Source organism: Streptomyces sp. 11x1, assembly GCF_032598905.1.
Classification (GTDB): Bacteria; Actinomycetota; Actinomycetes; order Streptomycetales; family Streptomycetaceae; genus Streptomyces.
The window spans coordinates 10,292,095-10,314,780 of record NZ_CP122458.1 but is presented as its reverse complement, the minus strand read 5'-3'; the positions used below and the strand labels follow the sequence as shown (position 1 = coordinate 10,314,780).

The following is a 22,686-nucleotide window of genomic DNA, read 5'->3' as shown; positions in this document are numbered from 1 at the left end:
CCGGCGGTGCCCGCGAGGCGCCCGTGCCGGCCGGCGGTACCGAGGTGCCGCGAGGTGCTCGTGCCGGCCGGCGGTACCCGCGAGGTGTCCCGGGTCAGCCTGCGGTGCCCGCGACGGGTACCGCGTCCGCCTCCATGCCCTCGTGGTGACGGCCCATCGGGATCACCATGGGCGTGCGGCTGACGGGGTCCTCCCCGACCACGCAGCGCAGCCCGAAGACGTCCTCGACCGTCCTGGCGGTGATGACGTCGGCGGGGGCTCCCTGACCCGCTATCCGGCCGCCCTTCATCGCGACGATGTGATCGGCGTACCGACAGGCCTGGTTGAGGTCGTGCAGGACCATGACGACAGTGCGGCCCTGGTGCCGGTTGAGATCGGTGACCAGGTCGAGGACGTCGATCTGGTGGGCGAGGTCCAGGTAGGTTGTCGGCTCGTCCAGCAGCATCACCGGGGTGCCCTGGGCGACGGCCATGGCGATCCAGGCGCGTTGCCGCTGTCCGCCGGAGAGTTCGTCGACGGGACGGTGGGCGAGTTCGCTCATGGCGGTGGCCCTCAGGGCCTCGTGCACGGCCTCCTCGTCGCTCCGGGACCACTGCCGCCACCAGGTCTGGTGCGGCGAACGTCCGCGCCCCACCAGGTCGATGACGGTCAGGCCCTCGGGCGCCACGGGCGTCTGCGGGAGGATGCCGAGCCGCTGGGCGAGGACCCGGGTGGGGAGGGAGTGCACCGAGCGGCCGTCGAGGTGGACGGTGCCCGCCTTGGGGGTCAGCAGACGGGCCAGCGCACGCAACAGGGTCGACTTGCCGCAGGCGTTGGCGCCGACGATGGCGGTGACCCGGCCCGTCGGGATCACCAGGTCGAGGTCCTCCACGACGATCCGGTCGTCGTAGGCGAGGCGCAGACCCTCGGCACGCAGTTCGGGACCGTCGACGGGACCGCCCGCACGGGAATCGGCACGGGAATCGCCGAGGGCGTCGGCGCGGACGTCGCGCTTCGTGGTCGGCTCGTCCTTCGATGACACGTCTTCAGCCTCCTGAACCGGCGCGGTTGGCGCGGATGAGCAGCCACAGCAGTACGGGGGCGCCGAGCACCCCGGTGACGACCCCGACCGGAAGCTCCGTGTCCGGGACGAGCTTGCGGGCGGCGAGGTCCGACACGAGGACCATCACCGCGCCGGTGAGCCCCGCGGCGACGGGCGGTGGGAACGGAGTGCCGGCCAGGCGCTGGGCGACCTGGGGCGCGGCGAGGGCCACGAAGGCGATGGGTCCGGCGGTGGCCGTGCCGAAGGCCACGAGACCGACGGCGATGAGCAGGACGGCCACCCGGACGAGCTGCACGCGGGTGCCGAGGCCCTTGGCGACGTCGTCCCCGAGTTGCATGACACGGATCTGCCGGCCGAGCAGGATCGCGGGCGGCACGAGCACGGCCAGGGTGACGGCGAGCGGGCCGATCTGGTCCCAGGTACGGCCGTTGAGGTTGCCCACGAGCCAGCCGAGGGCGGCCTGGGCCTGGAAGCGCTGGCCGCGAGCCATGAGGTAGTCGGTGAGGCTGGTGCAGATCCAGGCCACGCCGATGCCGACGAGGACGATGCGATACCCGGTGGTGCCACGCTTCCAGGCGAGCGCGTAGACCAACAGGCCGGTGACCGCGGCGCCGAGCAGGCCCAGGGCCTGGGTGCCCAGGCCCGCGTCCCAGCCGAGGACGATCCCGGCGACGACGGCGGTCCCGGCGCCCTGGGTGATGCCGATCATGTCGGGGCTGGCCAGCGGGTTGAGCGTCACCGTCTGCAGGAGGGCGCCGGAGATGCCGAAGGCGATGCCGACGAGCAGCCCGGCCAGGGCCCGCGGCAGCCGCAGTTCGTGGACGATCAGCTCGGTACCGGGATCACCCGTGCCCGCCAGGGCCTTCATCACGTCGCCGAGCGGCAGGGCGATGTCACCGACGGAGGTCTCCACCGAGAACGCCAGGAACGCGGCCGCCGCGAGCAGCAGACCGACCGCCAGCAGCCGGGGCCGTACGACGCCGGAGACGGGCGGGGCGGGCAGCCGGAAGGCGACGCGCTCGGCCGTACGCCGCTTCGGCGTGGGGTCCCCGGCGCCCTTCGGGGGCGGCACGGGGACGAGTTCGGTCGTCATCGGCTCACAGCTCCACGGATTCGGTTCTCACGGGCCCGCGTACGCCCGGTCGTGAGGTCATGGTTCACAGCTCCGCGAGACGTCGGCGGCGGACCAGCGCGATGAAGAAGGGGCCGCCGACGAAGGCGACGAGGACACCGGCCTGGATCTCGGTCGGGCGGGCGAGCAGGCGGCCCGCGATGTCGGCGGCCAGCAGGAGGCAGGGGGCGAGGAGGGCCGACAGTGGGAGCAGCCAGCGGTGGTCCGGGCCGATCCCGGCCAGTTGGGCGAGGACCCGGGCGATGTGCGGGACCACCAGGCCCACGAAGACCACGGGCCCGATGACGGCGACCGCTCCTCCGGTCAGCAGGGTGACGGCGACGACGCCCTGGACGCGGACCAGGCCCAGCTTGAGGCCGAGCGACTTCGCGACGTCGTCGCCGAGCGCGAGGCTGTTGAGGGCGGGGGCGCAGGCGAGGGCGAGGATCGCGCCGACGGCCAGGAAGGGCAGCACGCGCAGCAGGACGGCCTCGTCCTGGTTGGCGAGGGAGCCGGCGCTCCAGAATCGGTAGCGGTTGAGCGCGTCCGGGTCGGTCAGGGCGATGGCGCTGGTCAGCGAGAACAGCAGGGAGGTCACCGCCACACCGGCCAGCGCGAGTTTGACCGGTGTGGAGCCGGACCGGCCCAGTCCGCCGAGGAGGTACACGAGGACGCTGGCGGCGAACGCGCCGCCGAAGGCGAACCAGATGTAGCCGTACACCGATCCGATGCCCAGCACCCCGACCGACAGGACCACGGCGAAGGCCGCGCCCGCGCTCACCCCGAGGATGCCGGGGTCGGCCAGCGGATTGCGGGTCAGCGCCTGCATCAGCGAGCCCGACAGGCCGAGGGCGGCGCCGGTGGCGAGGCCGAGGGCGGTGCGTGGCAGGCGTACGGACCAGATGACGTTGTCGATCCGGGTGCTGGGGGCGTCGCCGACCAGGGTGTGCCACACCTGGTCGAGGGGCACGCCCAGGGCGCCGAACGCCATCGACAGGGCGCACAGCGTGAGCAGGAGGACGCCGGAGAGCGTCAGCAGCAGTGCCGCGCGGGGGCCTTTCGCCGCCCGGACCGTCGAGGTCCCCACGTCTTCAACTTTCTTTGATGAGGCTTGCCTTAACTGTAGGGCGAGCACGGGGTGAACTGTAGGTCTTCCGTCGAATGCCGCCTCGTCCCGGCGGGTACCTCTCTTTGCGGACCCTGTGAATTAGGTAACCCTTACCTTAGTATGTCGGCGACCCCGGCCCCTGGTCCGGGACCCCGACCCGCTGGGGAGGCTCGCGGCTGTGTGCGGTTCCGAGGAAGTTCTGTCCCATTGGCGGCGGTTGCTGACACCGCTCCCGCTCGAGATCGCACTGCCCGCCGACCGGCCGCATCCGCCACATCCGCTGCCCGGACGGGACGCGCGGACGGTGACCGACCTCCCGGACGCCCCCGACACCGTCCGACTCGCGGCGTTCGTCGCGCTGTTGCACCGCTACACCGGGGCGACGGATCTGACGGTCGGTCATGGCGGGCTCCCGCTGCGGGTGTCCGTCGCGCACGAGCCGACGTTCGCCGAGTTGGTGCGCCGGGTGACCGAGGCGTGGGAGGACGCGGAGACCCACCGGGTGCCCGTCGGCCTGCTGGTGGAGGAGCTGCGCCCCCGGCCGACCCGGGGCGGCGGGCTGTTCTGCAACACGGCGTTCGGCACGGCCGACCGCCCGGCCGGTGAACTTCCCGCGCCGGTCGACGTGTTGCTGGAGGTGGACGGGGACTCGGCGCGCGCGTCGTACTCCCCCGCCCTCTTCGACGGCACGACGATCGAGCGGCTGCTGGGCCACTACCGCACACTGCTCGCCGACGCCGTGGCCCGGCCCGGGACGCCGGTGGCCCGGCTGGATCTGATGTCCCGGGAGGAGTACGGGCAGGTCGTCCTCGACTGGAACGCGACCGCGCACTCGGTGCCGGCGGACACCTGGCCGGCCATGTTCGCCGAGCAGGTGCGCCGGCGTCCCGAGGCCGTGGCGCTGGTCTTCGAGGACGAGGAACTCACCTACGCCGAGCTGGACGAACGCGCGGGCCGCCTGGCGCACGCGCTGATCGCGCGGGGTGCCGGTCCCGAGCGGATCGTCGCCCTGGCGCTGCCGCGGTCCGCCGAGCTGATCGTGGCCGAGGTGGCCGTCCTCAAGTCGGGCGCCGCCTATCTGCCGATCGACCACGACTACCCGGCGGACCGCATCGCGTACATGCTGGGCGACGCACGGCCCGTCTGCATGGTGACCACCGCCGAGACCGCGCGCGAGCTCCCCGACCCGTTGCGGGGGATGACCCTCCTGGAGCTGGACTCCCCCGCCACGGCGGCCGAGTTGGCGGGTCGCCCGGCCCACGACCCGACCGAGGCGGACCGCGGGGCGCCCCTCACGGTCCTCAACGCCGCCTACGTGATCTACACCTCCGGCTCGACCGGCCGCCCCAAGGGCGTCGTCCTCGCACACGGCGGTGTGGCGAAGCTGGTGGCCACGCAGAGCGAGCGGTTCGGCATCGGCCCGCACAGCCGGGTGCTGCAGTTCGCCTCACCCAGCTTCGACGTCGCCTTCTGGGACCTGTGCCTCGGACTGCTGTCCGGCGGCCGGCTGGTCGTCGTCCCGGCGGAGCGCCGGGTACCCGGAGCGCCGCTCGCCGACTACGCGAACGCGCACGGCATCACCTTCATGATCCTGCCGCCCGCGCTGCTCGCCGCCATGCCCGACGACATCGAACTGCCGCCCACGGCCACGCTGTTGGCGGGCACCGAGCGGGTCTCCCCCGAGCTGGTGAGCCGGTACGCGCGCGGGCGCATGATGTTCAACGCCTACGGCCCGACCGAGGCCACCACCAACTCCACGCTCGGGCTGTGCGATCCGGACATCCCCGCAGGGGCGATCGTCCCGATCGGGGTGCCCGACCCGGGGACCCGGGCGTACGTCCTGGACGCGTTCCTGCGGCCGGTGCCCGCCGGGGTCACCGGCGAGCTGTACCTGGGCGGCACGGGCCTGGCGCGGGGCTATCTCGGGCGGCCGGACCTGACCGCCGAGCGGTTCGTCGCCGACCCGTTCGGGGAGCCCGGCGAGCGGCTCTACCGCACCGGTGACCTGGTGCGCTGGCGGGCGGACGGGCGGCTGGAGTTCCTGGGGCGCGCCGACGCCCAGGTCAAGATCCGGGGCTTCCGCATCGAACCGGGCGAGATCGAGTCGGTGCTGCGCGGCCATCCGGCCGTCGACCAGGTCACGGTCGTCGTCCGTGAGGACCGCCCGGGTGACCGCCGTCTCGCCGCATATGTCGTCCCGGCCCTCGACACACCGCGTGACGCGGCCCCGGACGCACGGGTCGAGGAGTGGAAGGAGCTGCACGAACTCCTCTACGGAGCGGCCGGTTCCGAGGACTCGGGCACCGAGGGCGCCGAGGGTTCTGCGGGATCCAGGGGGGCTGCGGGATCCAGGGGCTCTGAGGGAGGGGGATCCGGGGGATCCGGCCTCCGCGAGAACTTCGCGGGCTGGAACAGCATGTACGACGGCACGCCGATCCCCGTCGAGGAGATGCGCGAATGGCGCGCGGCGACCGTCGACCGGATCCGTGAACTCGGCCCGGCCCGGCGGGTGCTGGAGATCGGCGTCGGCAGCGGCCTGATCCTGTCCCGGATCGCGCCCGACTGCGAGGCCTACTGGGGCACCGACCTCTCGACGGAGGCGGTGGCGGCCCTGCGTGCGCAGGTCGCCACTGATCCGGAGCTGGCCGCGAAGGTCGAGCTGCGGACCGCGCCCGCCCATGACACCGAGGGCCTGCCGGAGGGGTACTTCGACACCGTCGTCATCAACTCCGTCGCCCAGTACTTCCCCGGCGGGGACTACCTCGCCGACGTCCTGCGTCAGGTGTCGGAGCTGCTCGCCCCCGGTGGCCGGATCTTCGTCGGCGACGTGCGCAACCTGCGTCTGCTGCGCACGCTGCGCGCCGCCGTGGAGACCCGTCGGGCGACCGGCGGTGACGAGGACGACAAGAGCGCGCTGCGGGCGGCCGTCGAGCGGTCGATGCGCTGGGAGGGCGAACTCCTGCTCGACCCGGACTTCTTCGCCGCCCTCGACGGTTTCGACGCGGACATCCGTCTCAAGCGGGCCGCGCACCACAACGAGCTGAGCCGCTATCGGTACGACGTCGTGTTGCGCCCGGGGACTCCGACGGCGGCCCGGGAGCTGCCGGAGGCCGACTGGTCGCAGGTCGGCGGCCTCGGCGGACTGGCGGATCTGCTCGCAGGGCGACCGGACGGGCTGCGCGTCACCGGTGTGCCCAACGCGCGCCTCGCGGACGACCTGGCGGACCTGCGACGGCTGGAGGGCAGCAGCAGGCAGGCGGCGGGCGGAACCGACCCCGAGGACCTGCACGCCCTGGCGGCCGAGCACGGATACCGAGTGGCGCTCACCTGGAACGGGAACGCCGACGACGGCGCGTTCGACGCCGTGTTCGTCCTCGACGGCCCCTTCGGCCCGCTGTACCGGACGGCCGGTGTCCATCCGCGCGTCAACCGGCCCGCGCCCTTCCGTGACGTGGGCGCGCTGATGCGGACCCTGCGCGGGCACGCCGCCGAGTGGCTGCCCGACTACATGGTCCCCTCGGCGTTCGTCCCGCTGCACGCCCTGCCGGTCACCCCCAGCGGCAAGATCGACGCGCGAGCGCTGCCGGCGCCGGACTACGCCACGATGAGCTCCGGCCGCGCCCCGCGCACCCCTCGTGAGCGGCTGCTGTGCTCGCTGTACGCCGAGGTGCTCGGCCTGGGCGCGGTGACCGCCGAGGACGACTTTCTCGCGCTCGGCGGCGACAGCATCAGCGCCATCCAACTCCTCATCCGCGCCCGGGAGTCGGGTCTCAGGCTCACCACTCGTGACGTCTTCCGGCACCGCACGGTCGAGGCGCTGGCCGAGGCCGCCGTCGAACGGGTCGCCGAACATGCCGCCGACGAGCCCCTGATCGAGGTCGGCCCTGCCGAACTCGCAGAGATCCAGGGCACACATCCGCTGCCCGTCGCCGAACTGCTGCCTCTCACCCCGCTCCAGCAGGGCTTCTTCTTCCACGCCCTCACCGGCGGCGCCGGTGGAGACACCTATGTCGTCCAGCAGGTCCTGGACCTCTCCGGACCGGTCGACGCCGACGTGCTGCGCCGGGCCGCGCAGCGCCTGCTGGACCGGCACGCGCCGCTGCGGGCCGCGTTCCGCCAGCGCCCGGACGGCACCCCGGTGCAGATCATCACGCGGGACGCCGAGCTGCCCTGGCGGGAGGTCGATCTCTCGTCCCAGGACGGGGAGGTCCGCGAGACGCTGGGCGACGCTGTGGCCGCCGACGAGCGGGCCCGGGGCTTCGACCTGGCCGCGCCGCCGCTGCTGCGCTGCGCCCTGGTCCGGCTCGGCGAGGAGCGCAGCCGCCTGCTGCTGACGTTCCATCACATCGTCGCGGACGGCTGGTCGTTGCCGGTGCTGCACCGGGAACTGATGGCGTACTACGGCACAGACGCGCCCGCGCTGCCCGAGGTCGCCCCCTACCGCGGCTTCCTGCGCCGCCTCGCCGAGCAGGACCGTGCGGCGGCGCGCGAGGTCTGGCGCGACGCGCTCGCCGGGCTGGAGGAGCCCACGCGGCTGGTCGGCGCCCCGGCCGTCGGGGCACCCGTACGACCTGAGCACGTCCGGGTGGAGCTGTCCGAGCGAACCACCTCGCGGCTCGCCGAACGTGCCCGTGAGCACGGTGTCACCCTCGGCACGGTGGTGCAGGGTGCCTGGGGTCTGCTGCTGGGCCGGCTGACCGGCCGGGACGACGTGGTGTTCGGCACCACGGTCTCCGGGCGCGACGGCGAGGTCGACGGCATCGCCTCCATGGTGGGCCTGTTCATCAACACCCTTCCGACACGCTTCCGTTGGACACCCCGCGAGTCACTTGGGACCCTGCTCGCGCGTCTCCAGGAGGAGCAGGCCCGGCTGCTCGACCACCAGCACCTGGGTCTCGCCGAGATCCAGCGGCTCACCGGGCACGCGGGCTCCGGCGAACTCTTCGACAGCCTCGTCGTGTTCGAGAACTACCCCGCCGAGTCGGACCTCGGAGACGCCTCGGGCACCGTACGCATCACCGGGGACGCCTTCCACGACGCGGTGCACTATCCGCTCGCCCTCGTCGTCAAGCCCGGTCGACGGCTCGACCTACGGCTGAAGCACCACGCCGAGCGCCTCGACGGCGACACCGTCCGCGCCCTCGGCGACCGGCTGGTCCGCGTCCTGGAGGCCATCGCCGAGGCACCGGACCGTGCCGCCGCCTCCGTCGACCTGCTCTCCCCCGACGAGGCCCTGCGGGCCCACCCCGCCGGGGAAGAGCGCGTCGCCCCGGAGTCCACCCTGGCGGAGGGCTTCGCCGCGCAGGTCGCCCGGACACCGGACGCGACGGCCGTCGCCTTCGAGGACGAGCGGCTGAGCTATGCCGAACTGGACGCGCGCGCCGAGGCGTTGGCCGTACGGCTGCGTGGCCGGGGCGCGGGCCCGGGGGCGTTCGTGGCGGTCGCCGTGCCACGCTCGGCGGAGCTGATGGTGGCCCTGCTCGGCGTCCTGAAGTCGGGCGCCGCCTATCTGCCGGTGGACCTCGACTACCCGGCCGACCGGGTGGCGCACATGCTCGCCGACTCGGGCGCCACGACGGTGGTCACACTCGCCGCGACGGCCGCCCGACTGCCCGGAGCGAGCCGGTCCGCCGGGGGGAGCGTTGCTTCCGTCCTGCTGCTCGACGCCGCCGGCACCGGGCCGACCGAGGACTCCCCCGCCCCCGCCCCCGCGCGCCCCGACGATCCCGCCTACCTGATCTACACCTCCGGCTCGACCGGTCTGCCCAAGGGTGTCGTCGTCACCCACCGGGCCGTCGTGAACCGGCTGGCGTGGGCCCAGGGCGAGTACGGGCTCGGCCCCGACGACCAGGTGCTGCAGAAGACGCCCTCCAGCTTCGACGTGTCCGTCTGGGAGTTCTTCTGGCCACTCCTCGAAGGCGCGACCGTGGTTCTCGCCCGCCCGGACGGCCACCGCGACCCCGCCTATCTGACCGAACTCGTACGGGCGCGGGCCATCACGACCATGCACTTCGTGCCGTCGATGCTGGAGGCCTTCCTGCAGCACGACGAGGTCACCGGCGACCCCACCTGGTCGGCGTCGCTGCGCCGCGTACTGAGCAGCGGCGAGGCGCTCCCGGTCACCGCCGCGAGCCGCTGGCACGCGCTGACGGGTGTGCCGCTGCACAACCTCTACGGCCCGACCGAGGCGGCCGTCGACGTCACGTACCACCCGTATGCCTCCGACGAGGAGCAGACGGGTGCGTCCGTGCCCATCGGGCGGCCCGTGTGGAACACCGGGCTCCGGGTCCTGGACACCTGTCTGCGGCCCGTCCCCGACGGTGTCCCGGGCGAGCTGTACCTGACCAGCGTCCAGCTGGCCCGCGGCTACCACGCCCGGCCTGCGCTGACCGCCGAGCGGTTCACCGCCGACCCCTACGGGCCGCCCGGCACCCGGATGTACCGCACCGGTGACCTGGTCCGGCGGCGCGCGGACGGGGTGATCGAGTACCTGGGCCGCACGGACCGGCAGGTCAAGCTGCGCGGCAACCGCATCGAGCTCGGCGAGATCGAGGCCGCGCTGGTGCGGCTGCCGGAGGTGGCGCAGGCCGCCGTGACGGTACGGGACGACACCCTGGTCGCGTACGTCGTGCCCACCGGAGACGCCACCGAGCCGAGCGACCTGCGCGAGGCCCTGGCCGGCTCCCTCCCCTCCCCCATGGTGCCGAGCGCCTGGGTGGTCCTGGACGCGCTGCCGCTCACCCCGAGCGGCAAGCTGGACCGGGCCGTGCTGCCCGCCCCGCAGGGCCCGCGCGGCACCGTCACCCGGGCGCCGGGCAACCCCCGGGAGCAGGTGCTCGTCGAGATCTTCGCGGCCGTGCTGAAGCTCCCCGAGGTCGGGGTCGACGACGACTTCTTCCATCTCGGCGGTGACAGCATCAGCTCGATCGCCGTCTCCAGCCGGGCCCGCCGCGCGGGTCTGGTGATCGGCCCGCGCGAGGTGTTCGAGCACCGCACGCCCGCGGCGCTCGCGGCGACGGCGGTCCTCGACGAGTCGGCCGCCGGGGAGGGTCCCGCCGAGTCCGCGTTCACAGTGACCGAGGAGGAGCGGGAACGGATCGAGCGGCTCGCGCCGGGCCGGATCGAGGACGTGTGGCCCCTCGCCCCGCTCCAGGAGGGTCTGTTCTTCCACTCGAACTTCGACGACAGCTCCCTGGACGTCTACACCGTCCACGAGTCCTTCGACTTCGCCGAACGCATCGACGCCGAGCGGCTGTCGGCCGCCGTGTGCACGCTGTTGGGCCGCAACCCCAGCCTGCGTGCCGGGTTCACCAGTGAGGGGCTGCGCCGGCCGGTGCAGTTCATCGTGCGCGACGCCGAGGTCCCGCTGAGGGAAGTGGATCTCTCGGGGCTCCCGGCGGCCGAACAGGACCTGCGGATGCGGGAGTTGCTGGAGGAGTCGAGGGCGCAGCGGTTCGACCTCACCCGTCCGCTGCTCTTCCGGATGCTGCTGGTGCGGCTCGGCGAGGAGCGTGGCGACCGGCTGGTCGTCGGACGTCATCTGATCCTGTGGGACGGCTGGTCGGCCTGGCTCTTCCTGGACCAGCTGTTCGCGCTGTACGAGAGCGGCGGCGACCCGGTGGGCCTGGACCGCCCCGGCTCGTACCGCGACTACCTGAACTGGCTGGAGCGGCAGGACGACACCGCGGCGACCCGCGCCTGGCGGGCGGCCCTGTCCGGCTTCGAGGAGCCGACGCTGCTGGTGCCGGCCGCCTCCGACCGGGGCCGGGAGCCGGTGATCCCGCGGCAGCTGGACGCCGTGCTGGAGGCGGCGGTCGCGCGACGGCTGCGCGACACCGCGCGCGCCCACGGTCTGACCCTCAACACCGTGCTCAACGCCGCCTGGGGCCTGGTCCTGGCGGGCGCGACCGGCCGCGGCGACATCGCGTTCGGTACGACGGTGGCCGGGCGGCCCAGTGAGGTGCGGGACGTCGAGAACGTCATCGGCATGTTCCTCAACACCGTGCCCGCGCGTATCGCCTTCGACCCGCGCGAGCCGGTCCTCGACCTGTTGCGCCGGGTCCAGGGCGAGCGGCTGGAGGTCATGCCCTACGAGTACCTGGGCCTGGGTGTGCTCCAGGCCGAGACGGGCCACCGGCGGCTGTTCGACACGCTGTTCGTGCTGCGTAACGCCGACACTGACGAGCGGCTCACCGAGCTGCGCGCGCGGCACGGCGCGACGGCCGTGGCCAATGTCGACGCCACGCACTATCCGGCGAACCTGGTGGTGACCCCCGGCGAACAGGTCCGGGTGACGCTCGCCTACCGCCCCGACCTGCTGGAAGACACTTACGCCCAGGGCCTGTTGGACCGCTTCGTGCTGCTGGTCGGCCGGCTGGTGGCGGACCCGACCGCCCCCGTCGGTTCGCTGGACGCCCTGCTGCCGGCCGAGGCCGCCGCGCTGGCCCGCGAGGAGGCCGAGCAGCGGCAGCCCGTGCCGCACGAGACGGTCGCGGACATGCTGGCCGCGCAGGCCGCCCGCACCCCGGACGCGACCGCCCTGGTCTTCGGCGCGCGGACCCTCACGTACGCCGAACTCGACGCGCGCTGCGACCGGATGGCCCGGCTGCTGCTCGCGCGGGGCGCCGGACCGGAGCGGGTGATCGCGCTCGGGCTGCCCCGCTCGATCGACATGGTGGTCGCGCTGTTCGCGGTGCTGCGCACGGGGTCGGCGTACCTGCCGCTGGAGCTGGACCACCCCGCCGACCGGCTGTCGCTGATGCTGGCGGACGCCCGCCCGCTGCTCCTGCTGTCCACCGAGGCCGTGTCCCGGACGCTGACGGGCGACACGCCGCGCGTCCTGCTCGACGACCCGGCGGTGGCGGCCGAGCTGGCGGCCTTCCCGGCGGGCCCGGTGTCGGTGTCCTTCAGCCTGGACCACCCGGCGTACGTCATCTACACCTCGGGCTCCACGGGCCGCCCCAAGGGTGTCGTCACGCCGTACATCGGTCTGACGAACATGCAGCTCAACCACCAGAAGGAGATCTTCGCGCCGGCGATCGCGTCGGCGGGCGGGCGGCGGCTGCGGATCGCGCACACCGTGTCGTTCGCGTTCGACATGTCCTGGGAGGAGCTGCTGTGGCTCGTCGAGGGGCATGAGGTGCACATCTGCGACGAGGAGCTGCGGCGGGACGCGACCGCGCTGGTGGCGTACTGCGAGGAACACCGGGTCGACGTCGTCAACGTGACCCCCACCTACGCCCATCTCCTCATCGAGGAGGGCCTGTTGGAGGGGCATCGGCCGCCGTTGGTGCTGCTCGGCGGCGAGGCCGTCACCGAGACGGTGTGGAACACCCTGCGGGACACCGAGGGCACGTACGGCTACAACCTGTACGGCCCGACCGAGTACACGATCAACACCCTCGGCGGCGGCACGGAGGACAGTGCCACCCCGACCGTCGGCAGGCCGATCCGCGCCACCCGGGCCCGCGTTCTCGACACCTGGATGCGTCCGGTGCCGGACGGGGTGGCGGGCGAGCTGTTCATCGCGGGTGTCGGCCTGGCGCGCGGCTATCTCGACCGGCCGGGACTGACCGCCGAGCGTTTCGTGGCGGACCCGTACGGACTGCCGGGTGAGCGCATGTACCGCACCGGCGACCTGGTACGCCGGCGCGCCGACGGCAACCTGGACTTCCTCGGCCGGACCGACGACCAGGTCAAGATCCGGGGCTACCGGGTCGAGCTGGGCGAGATCGAGGCCGCGCTCGCTCAGCATCCCGAGGTGTCCCAGGCGGCCGTGATCGCCCGCGACGACACCTCGGCGCCGGGTACGAAGCGGCTCGTGGGCTACGTCGTGCCCGCCGAACTCGACCAGGACGCCCGGGACTCGGCCGAACGGGAGCAGATCGGTGAGTGGCGGGAGATCTACTCCGCCGAGTACACCGAGATCGGCACCGCCCTGTTCACCGAGGACTTCGCGGGCTGGGACAGCTCCTACGACGGCACGCCGATCCCCGTGGAACACATGCGGGAGTGGCGCGCGGCCACCGTGGAACGCATCCGCGAGCTGGGGCCGCGCCGCATCCTGGAGATCGGTGTCGGCTCGGGTCTGCTGCTGTCGAAGCTCGCCCCGGACGCGGAGGCGTACTGGGCGACCGACTTCGCCGCGCCCGTGATCCGCAAGCTCACCGAGGGCGTGCGGAGCGACCCGCTGCTGGCCGGGAAGGTCGAACTCCGCTGCCAGGCGGCCGAGGTGACCGACGGCCTGCCCGCCGGGTTCTTCGACACGATCGTCATCAATTCCGTCGTCCAGTACTTCCCGAGCCTGGACCACCTCCACCAGGTGATCCGGGGCGCGCTCGGCCTGCTCGCGCCCGGCGGTGCCCTGTTCCTTGGGGACGTCCGCGACCTGCGTCAGGCCCGGGTGTTCCAGTCCGGCATCCAGGCCGCCCGCGCCGACGCTGACACCGAGCCCGAGGTGCTGCGCCGGGCGGTGGAGCGGGGTCTCGCGCTGGAGAAGGAACTCCTCGTCGACCCGGACTGGTTCACCACCCTCGGTGTCGGCGTGGACCTGCGCACCAAGGCGGGCCGCCACCACAACGAGCTGACCCGCTACCGGTACGACGTGGTGCTCTACGAGGGAGCCGCCGGCCTCTCGCTGGACGGTGTCCCGGCCCTCGACTGGACCGGACGGGAGGCGCTCCTCGACCGGCTCGACGGCGGCGGACCGCTGCGGGTGCGGGGCGTCCCGGACGCCCGTACCGCCGTCGACCTCGCCGGGCTGCGGGCCCTGGACACCGGCCGCCCGTCGCCCGTCGCCGCGACCGGCGTGGAACCGGAGGATCTGCGGGAGACCGCGGCGGCACGCGGCTACCGGCTGCTCACCACGTGGTCCGCCGAACCCGGTGTCTACGAGGCCGTGTTCGTGCCCGGCACCGACACCGCCCGGACGGCCGGCCTGTACCGGCCGCGCGCCGACCGCGACGCCACCGCTCCGTACGCCAACACGCCGGCGGCCGGACGCGGCCACACCGCGCTCGTCCGGCGGCTCCGCGACGACCTCGGACAGCGGCTGCCCGGCTACATGGTGCCCGCCGCGTTCGTGGTGCTGCCCGGCCTGCCGATGAACGACAACGGCAAGCTGGACGTGCGCGCCCTGCCGGACGCCGAGCCGGCGGTCGCCCTGTCGGCCGGGCGCGGCCCGCGCACCCCCGTCGAGGAGGTGCTGTGCCGGCTCTTCGCCGAGGTGCTGGGGCTGCCCCGCACCGGTGCCGAGGACAACTTCTTCGACCTGGGCGGCCACTCGCTGCTCGCGACCCGGCTGATCAGCCGCGCCCGTACCGAACTGGGCGCCGAGCTGGCCATCCGTGACCTGTTCGAGGCGCCCACTCCGGAGGCACTGGCGCTACGGGCGGGCACCGGACGTCCCGCGCGGCCCGCCCTGCGGACGGTCGCCGAGCGGCCCGCGCGCATCCCGCTGTCGGCGGCACAGCGGCGGCTGTGGCTGGTGGAGCGGCTCACCGGCGGCGGGGTGGCCTACAACTTCCCCCTCGTCTTCCGGCTGCGCGGCGAGCTGGACCTCGTCGCGCTGCGGGCGGCCCTAGTCGATGTGACGGACCGTCACGAGGTTCTGCGGACCCGTTTCCTGGAGGAGGACGGCGAGCCCTACCAGTGGATCGTGGCGCCGGGTGCGGCCGAACCCGCCTTCCAGGTCGCCGAGGTCAGCGAGGAGGACCTGGCGAGCCGGATCGAGGCGGCACAGCGGCGGCCGTTCGACCTGAGCACCGAACTGCCGGTTCGCACGGAGGTGTTGCGGCTCGGCCCCGCCGAGCACGTGGTGACGCTGGTCCTGCACCACATCACCACCGACGAGTGGTCGGACCGGCCCTTCCTCGCCGATCTCACCACCGCGTACCGGGCCCGGACCGAGGGCCACACGCCGGGGTGGGCGCCGCTGCCGGTGCAGTACGCCGACTACACCCTCTGGCAGGACAAACTGCTCGGGCAGGTCGGTGCGGCCCAACTCGCCCACTGGACCGACGCGTTGCGGGAGCTGCCCGAGGAGCTGTCGCTGCCCCTGGACCGGCCCCGGCCGGACGCGCCCACCGGGCGGGGCGGCAAGGTGCGTCTGGAGCTGTCCCCCGCCACCGGACGGGCGCTGCGCGAGCTGTCCGCCGCCACGAACACCAGTATGTTCATGCTGTTCCAGGCGGCCACGGCGGCGCTGCTGCACCGGCTGGGCGCCGGGGACGACATTCCGCTCGGGGCACCCATCGCGGGACGTACGGACGACGCCCTCGACGACCTGGTCGGCTTCTTCGTCAACACGCTGGTGCTGCGCACCGATCTGTCGGGCGCCGAGGACGGTCCGTCCGACCTGACGTTCACTCAGCTCCTGGACCGGGTGCGGGAGTCGGCGCTCCAGGCGTTCGAGCACCAGGACCTGCCGTTCGACCACGTGGTGGAGGCCGTGAACCCGCCTCGGGTGGCCGGTCGCAACCCGCTCTTCCAGGTCATGCTGGGCTACCACTACCGGCCCGACGGCGACCCTGACGTGCTGGGCATGCCGACCGAGTGGTTCGACATGGACACCGGCATGGCCAAGTTCGACCTGCACTTCACCTTCGTCGACGAGGTGGGACGGGACCGTCTCACCCTGCTGCTGGAGTACGCGCTCGACCTCTACGACGACGAGACGGCCCGGCGTACGGCCGGGCGGCTCGCCCGGCTGCTGGAGCAGGTCGCCGACGCACCGGACACGCCGGTGCGGGAGCTGGAGGTGCTGGAGGAGGCCGAGCGGGAGTCGGTGCTGGTCCGGTGGAACGACACCGGACGGGAGGTGCCCGCGACCACCCTGTCGGAGCTGTTCCGCGCCCAGGTGGCGCGGACCCCGGACGCGCTCGCCCTCGTGCACGACGAACAGCGCCTGACGTACGCCGAGTTGGACGCACGGGTCGAGCGGACCGCGCGGGTGCTGGCGGGGATGGGCGTGGGTCCTGAGCGCACGGTGGCGGTGGCGCTGCCGCGTTCGGTGGACCTGGTGGTCGCCCTGCTGGCGGTGCACCGGGCCGGTGGCGCCTATCTGCCCCTGGAGGCCGACCAGCCGCGGGATCGGCGGGCGCTCATGCTGGAGGAAGCCCGGCCGGTGTGCGTCGTCGAGGACGTGCTGCCGCAGGGCTCCGAGGGTGAACTCCCCACCGGGTACGACCCGGCGAGCCCGGCCTACGTCATCTACACCTCAGGGTCGACCGGCCGCCCCAAGGGGGTCGTCGTGCCGCACGAGGGCATCGTCAACCGGCTGCTGTGGATGCAGGACGCGTACGGGCTCGGTCCCGACGACCGGGTGCTGCAGAAGACCCCGGCCGGCTTCGACGTGTCGGTGTGGGAGTTCTTCTGGCCGCTGATCACCGGCGCCGCGCTGGTGGTCGCCCGGCCGGACGGCCACCGGGACCCGGTGTATCTGGCCCGGGTGATCCGCGAGCAGGGCGTGACCACCACGCACTTCGTGCCGTCGATGCTCCAGGTGTTCCTGGAGGAGCCGACCGCCGCGCGCTGCACGGGTCTGCGCCGGGTGATGTGCAGTGGCGAGGCACTGCCGCCGGCGGTGGCCGAGCGCTTCCACGAGGTGCTCCCGGCGGCACTGCACAACCTGTACGGGCCGACGGAGGCCTCGGTCGACGTCACGGCCGGCCGGGTCCTGCCCGGGGCCGACCGGGTGGTGATCGGGCGTCCCGTGTGGAACACCCGGACCTACGTCCTCGACACGGCGCTGCGGCCGGTGCCGCCCGGTGTGGCGGGAGAGCTCTATCTGGCGGGCGTCCAGCTCGCCCGGGGCTACCTCGACCGTCCCGGGCTCACGGCCGAGCGGTTCGTCGCGGACCCGTACGGCGGGCCGGGCGCGCGAATGTACCGGACGGGCGACCTGGCCCGTTGGCTGCCCGACGGCACGCTCGACTTCCTCGGCCGCACCGACCACCAGGTCAAGATCCGTGGTGTGCGCATCGAGCCCGGAGAGGTCGAGGTCGTGCTCGCGCGGCACGCGTCCGTCGCCCACGCGGTCGTCGTCCCCCACGACCAGCGGCTCGTCGCGTACGTCGTCCCCGCCGCCGGAGAAGCCGCCGACCCGGCGGTCCTGCGAGCCCACACCGCCGCCGCGCTGCCCGAGCACATGGTGCCCGCGGCGGTCGTCGTCCTCGACGCGCTGCCGCTGACGTCCAACGGCAAGCTGGACCGGCGTGCGCTGCCCGCGCCCGACTTCACGGCGGGCGGCGGCACCGGCGGCCGGGCGGGGAGCCCGCGGGAGGAGATCCTGCGCGGTCTGTTCGCCCAGGTGCTGGGCGTGGACCGGGTCGGCGTCGACGACGACTTCTTCGCCCTGGGCGGCCATTCGCTGCTGGCCATGCGGCTGGTCGCAGGCGTCCGGGCCGCGTTCGGGTCCGAGGTGTCGCTGCGCACGGTGTTCGACGCGCCGACGGTGGCCCGGCTCGCGCGGAGGCTGGCCGACACGGCGGACACGGCGGGGACCGCCCGCCCGGCGCTGACGGTCCGGGAACGCCCCGAGCGGCTGCCGCTGTCCTCCGCCCAGCAGCGGCTGTGGGTGCTGTACCAGGTGGAGGGCCCCAGCGCGACGTACAACATCCCCTCGGCCTGGCGGCTGACGGGCGCGCTGGACGTCGAGGCGTTGCGGGCGGCCGTGCACGATCTGGTCGTCCGGCACGAGACGCTGCGCACGGTCTTCCCCGACGACGAGGGCCGGGCCCACCAGCTGGTCCTGGCGCCGGGGGACGTCCGGGTCCCGTTCGAGGTCGTCGACACGGACGACGAGCTGCTGCCCGAACTGCTGGCGGAGGCCGGCACGTACGGCTTCGCGCTGGAGCGTGAACTCCCGCTGCGGGTCCATGTGTTCCGCACCGGCGAGGAGGAGTGGACCGTCCTGCTGCTCCTGCACCACATCGCCGGGGACGAGTGGTCCGAGGGACCGCTGCACCGGGACCTCGGGCTCGCCTACGCCGCCCGCAGGGCCGGGCGCGCGCCCGAGTGGGAGCCGCTGCCGGTCCAGTACGCCGACTACACGCTGTGGCAGCGCGACGTCCTCGGCGACGAGAAGGACGCGGGCAGTCTCGCGGCACGGCAGGTCGCGTACTGGAAGCAGGCGTTGGCCGGGCTGCCCGAGGAGCTGGCGCTGCCCGTGGACCGGCCGCGTCCGCTGGAGTCCACCTACCGGGGCGGCTCCGCCGATCTGTCGCTGGACGCCGAACTCGCCGCCTCGCTGGACGGGTTGGCCCGGGAAAACGGGGTCAGTGTGTTCATGGTGCTCCAAGCGGCCGTGGCGACGCTCCTGTCCCGGCTCGGCGCGGGCGACGACATCCCCATCGGCAGCCCGATCTCCGGCCGCACCGACGCGGGACTGGACGACCTGGTCGGGTTCTTCCTCAACACGCTGGTGCTGCGCACCGACACCTCCGGGGACCCGACGTTCCGGGAGCTGCTCGGGCGTGTCCGGGAGGCGGACCTCGCCGCCTTCGACCACCAGAACGTGCCCTTCGAGCGGCTGGTGGAGGTGCTCAACCCGGCCCGCTCGCTCGCCCGTCACCCGCTGTTCCAGGTGATGGTCGTGTATCTCGCCTCCGGCGACGAGACGGGGCTGTCCGGCCTGGCCGGGCTGACCGCCCGCCGGGACGACGTGCCGCAGACGACCGCCAAGTTCGACCTGTCCTTCGACTTCGTCGAGCGCGGCGACGGCACCGGCGTGGACGGCGTCCTGGAGTACAGCGCCGATCTCTTCGACCCGGCCACCGCCCAGTCGTTCGCGGACCGGCTGCGGCGCGTCCTGCGCGCCGTGACCGCCGATCCGGACACCCCGCTCGGCGGCATCGACATCCTCGCCCCGGACGAACGGGCCCGGCTGCTCGGCGGCTGGCACAGCACGCCGGTCGCCGGTGGGCCCACCACGGTGCCCGCGCTCTTCGAGGAGCGGGCGCGCCTCCACGGCGACCTGCCCGCCACGGCCTCCGACGGCGTGGAGCTGACCTTCGCCGAACTGAACGCGGACGCCAACCGGTTGGCCCGGCTGCTCGTCGAGGCGGGCGCGGGACCGGAGCGGTTCGTCGCGCTCGCGCTGCCGCGCACCGCCCACTTCCTCACGGCCGTCCTCGCGGTGCACAAGGCGGGAGCGGCGTATCTGCCGCTCGACCCGGACGCCCCGGTCGAGCGTACGGCAGACGTCCTCGCCGACGCCGGTCCGGTCCTCACCCTGACGACCCGCGAGTCCGGCGCCGGACTGCCGCCCGGCATCGCCGCGCTGCGGCTGGACGATCCCGGCACCCGGGAACGGCTCGCGGCCCAGGACCCGGCCGACCTCACCGACACCGACCGCCGAGCCCCGCTGACGCCCCGCCACCCGGCGTACGTCATCTACACCTCGGGCTCCACCGGCCGCCCCAAGGGTGTCGTGATCACCCACGAGACGCTCGGCAACCTCTTCCACAGCCACCGCGAGACGCTGTACGCGCCCGCGATCGAGGCGGCCGGGCGGCGTCATCTGCGGGTCGGTCACGCCTGGTCGTTCTTCTTCGACGCGTCCTGGCAGCCGCAGCTGTGGCTGCTGGACGGGCACTGCGTCCATGTGCTGTCGGAGGAGGTCCGGCGCGACCCGGAGCTGGTCACCGAGGCCGTGCTCCGGCACCGCTTCGACTTCCTGGAGGTCACGCCGTCGTTCTTCGCGCAGATGGCCGACAGCGGGCTGCTGCGGGGCGGCGACTGCCCGCTCGCGGTCGTCGGCGTGGGCGGCGAGGCGGTGCCCGTCGCCCTGTGGAAGCGGCTGTCCGAACTGCCCGGCACCGAGGCGTTCAACCTGTACGGGCCGACCGAGTCGACCGTGGACGCCCTCGTGGGACGCGTCCGCGACAGCGAACGGCCGCTCGTGGGGCGGCCGGTGGCCGGCACCCGGGCGTACGTCCTCGACGACCGGCTGCGGCCGGTGCCGCCCGGCGTTCCCGGTGAGCTGTACCTGGCGGGCGGCGGTCTCGCCCGGGGGTATCTGGGCAGCCCGGGTCTGACGGCGGAGCGGTTCGTGGCCGACCCGTTCGGTCCGGCCGGATCACGGCTGTACCGCACCGGCGACCTGGCCCGCTGGACCGGCGACGGACGGATCGACTACCTCGGCCGCGCCGACGACCAGGTCAAGATCCGCGGTTTCCGGATCGAGCCCGCCGAGATCGAGGCCGCGCTGACCGCCCATCCGGAGGTCGCGCAGGCTCTGGTGACGGTCCATCAGGACGGGTCGCGCAAGCTGCTCGTGGCCCATGTGGTGTCGGCCCCGGGCCGTGCGCCCGACCCGGCGGCGTTGCGTGCCCATGTCGCCGGACGGCTCCCCGACCACATGGTCCCGGCGGCCGTGGTCGCCCTGGCGCGGTTCCCGCAGCTGGCCAACGGCAAGTTGGACCGGTCCGCCCTGCCCACGCCGGACTTTTCCGCGCTGTCCTCGGGACGGGCACCCTCGACGCCCGTGGAGGAGGTGCTGTGCACGGTCTTCGCGGAGGTGCTGGGGCTCGAACGGGTCGGTGCGGACGACGACTTCTTCGCCCTCGGCGGTGACAGCATCGTCGCCATGCAGCTCGTGGGCCGGGCCCGCGCGGCAGGACTGAGGATCAGTCCGAGGCTGGTCTTCCGACACCGCACGCCGGCCGCATTGGGCACGGTGGCCGAGGCGGCCGACGTCTCGGCGCCGCGTCCGGCGGACGACGGTACCGGCACGGTGCCGCTCACCCCGGTCATGCACTGGCTGCGCGAACTGGGCGGCCCCTTCGCCTCCTACCACCAGGCGGCCCTGGTCCGCACTCCGGCGGCCCTGGACCTGGCCGGTCTGACCGCCGTGCTGCGGGCGCTCGCCGACCGGCACGACCTGCTACGGGCCACCCTGGTCCGGCCCTCCGTCGAGGACACCGAGCAGTGGTCGCTGCACGTGCCGCACGTCGGCACGGTCGACCCGGCCGGCTGGATCGAACGGGTCGATGTCCGCGGTCTGGACGCGACCGCGGTCGGCGAGGCCGTACGGGAACACACCGTCGCGGCACGGGCGTTGCTCGACCCCGATGCCGGAATCATGGTCAGGGCCGTGTGGTTCGACGCCGGCGACGCCCCGGGGCGGCTGCTGCTGATGGGCCATCACCTCGTCGTGGACGGTGTGTCGTGGCGGGTGCTGCTGCCGGACCTCGCCGCGGCCTGGCAGGACGTGTCGGCGGGACGGCCCGTCGGGCTGCTGCCCGTCGAGACCTCGTTCGCCCGCTGGTCGAGGCTGCTCACGGAGCTGGCCCAGCGGCCCGAGCGGGAGGCCGAACTCCCCGTGTGGGAGGCGGTTCTCGCCGACGGCGCGGCCTCCCTGCCGCTGTCCCGGGACCGCGACCCCGACCGCGACACCAGCGCCACCCGTCGCGAGGTCGTCCTCCGGCTGCCGGCCGAGCACACCGGCCCCCTGCTGTCGGCGGTGCCCGCCGCGTTCGGGGCCGCCGTCAACGACGTCCTTCTCGCCGGGCTCGCGCTCGCCTTCGCGGACCGGCGGCGCCGGGACGGCAGCGGGGACGGTTCGGTCCTCGTCGACCTCGAAGGGCACGGTAGGGAGGAGGAGTTGGGCGGCGACGGGATCGACCTGTCGCGTACGGTCGGCTGGTTCACCAGCGTCTACCCGGTCCGGCTGGATCCGGGACCGGCCGACCCCGCCGAGGCCTTCGCCGGGGCCCCGGCGGCGGCCGAGGCGGTGCGCCGGGTGCGGGAGCACCTGGCGGCGCTGCCCGCGAACGGGGTGGGCTACGGGATGCTGCGATACCTCAACCCCCGTACCCGCACGGTGCTGGCGGCCTACGAGCCGCCGCGCGTCGAGTTCAACTACCTGGGCCGGTTCGGCATCCCGGAGGAGACGGACTGGTCGTACGCGCCGGAGGAGGACGCGGCGGACATCGGGTCGGAGGACGCGATGCGGGAGGGCCACGCGCTGGAGATCAACGTGGTGACCGAGGACCGGGCGGACGGGCCGGTGCTGGCCGCGCACTGGTCGTATCTGGAAGGACTGCTGCCGCGCGACACGGTCCAGGATCTCGCCGAGACCTGGTTCCGGGCCCTACGGGGGCTCGTCGCGTGGGCCGAGCGGAACCCGAAGTGAGAAAGAGGAGTGGCATGAGCAACCCGTTCGAGGACCCCGAGGGCACCTACCTGGTGCTGGTCAACGACGAGAACCAGCACAGCCTGTGGCCGGACTTCGTGGACGTGCCCGCCGGCTGGCGGGTGGTCCACGGACCCGACTCGCGGCAGTCCTGCCTGGAGCACGTCGAGACGCACTGGACGGACATGCGGCCGCGCAGCCTGGCGGAGTCGATGGACGGCTGACACCAGGTAAACGAGAGGGGGCCGGTCGGTGACAGGCCCCCCTCGTGCCGCGTTGTCGCCGCCCGC

General features: G+C 73.5%; 5 protein-coding genes. 2 read left to right on the top strand and 3 right to left on the bottom strand.

Annotated elements, in window-relative coordinates; all coding sequences use genetic code 11:
* Nucleotides 1-94 precede the first annotated feature (94 nt).
* The 3 genes from P8T65_RS45325 to P8T65_RS45315 form a co-directional block, all read right to left on the bottom strand.
* Complete coding sequence (locus P8T65_RS45325; RefSeq protein WP_399102807.1) at nt 95-1,021, bottom strand: ABC transporter ATP-binding protein; 927 nt, start codon at nt 1,019-1,021, stop codon at nt 95-97.
* A gap of 4 nt (nt 1,022-1,025) precedes the next feature.
* A complete protein-coding gene (locus tag P8T65_RS45320) occupies nt 1,026-2,135 on the bottom strand; it encodes an iron ABC transporter permease (RefSeq protein ID WP_316731248.1) in 1,110 nt (369 codons plus the stop codon).
* Nucleotides 2,136-2,199: 64 nt separating this feature from the next.
* The gene (locus tag P8T65_RS45315) at nt 2,200-3,240 is read right to left on the bottom strand and encodes an iron ABC transporter permease (RefSeq protein ID WP_316731247.1); all 1,041 of its coding nucleotides are present in this window, start codon (nt 3,238-3,240) and stop codon (nt 2,200-2,202) included.
* Nucleotides 3,241-3,439: 199 nt separating this feature from the next.
* On the opposite strand from P8T65_RS45315, the gene P8T65_RS45310 reads away from it, so the two are divergent.
* The gene (locus tag P8T65_RS45310) at nt 3,440-22,396 is read left to right on the top strand and encodes a non-ribosomal peptide synthetase (RefSeq protein WP_316731246.1); all 18,957 of its coding nucleotides are present in this window, start codon (nt 3,440-3,442) and stop codon (nt 22,394-22,396) included.
* Between the two features lie 14 nt (nt 22,397-22,410).
* Nucleotides 22,411-22,620, top strand: a complete 210-nt coding sequence (locus tag P8T65_RS45305) for an MbtH family protein (protein WP_149830609.1) — start codon at nt 22,411-22,413, stop codon at nt 22,618-22,620.
* Nucleotides 22,621-22,686: the final 66 nt, after the last annotated feature.

Coding starts and splice junctions, on each gene's coding strand:
- P8T65_RS45320 (WP_316731248.1), bottom strand. CDS start 2,135: ATGACGACCGAACTCGTCCCCGTGCCGCCCCCGAAGGGCGCCGGGGAC.
- P8T65_RS45305 (WP_149830609.1), top strand. CDS start 22,411: ATGAGCAACCCGTTCGAGGACCCCGAGGGCACCTACCTGGTGCTGGTC.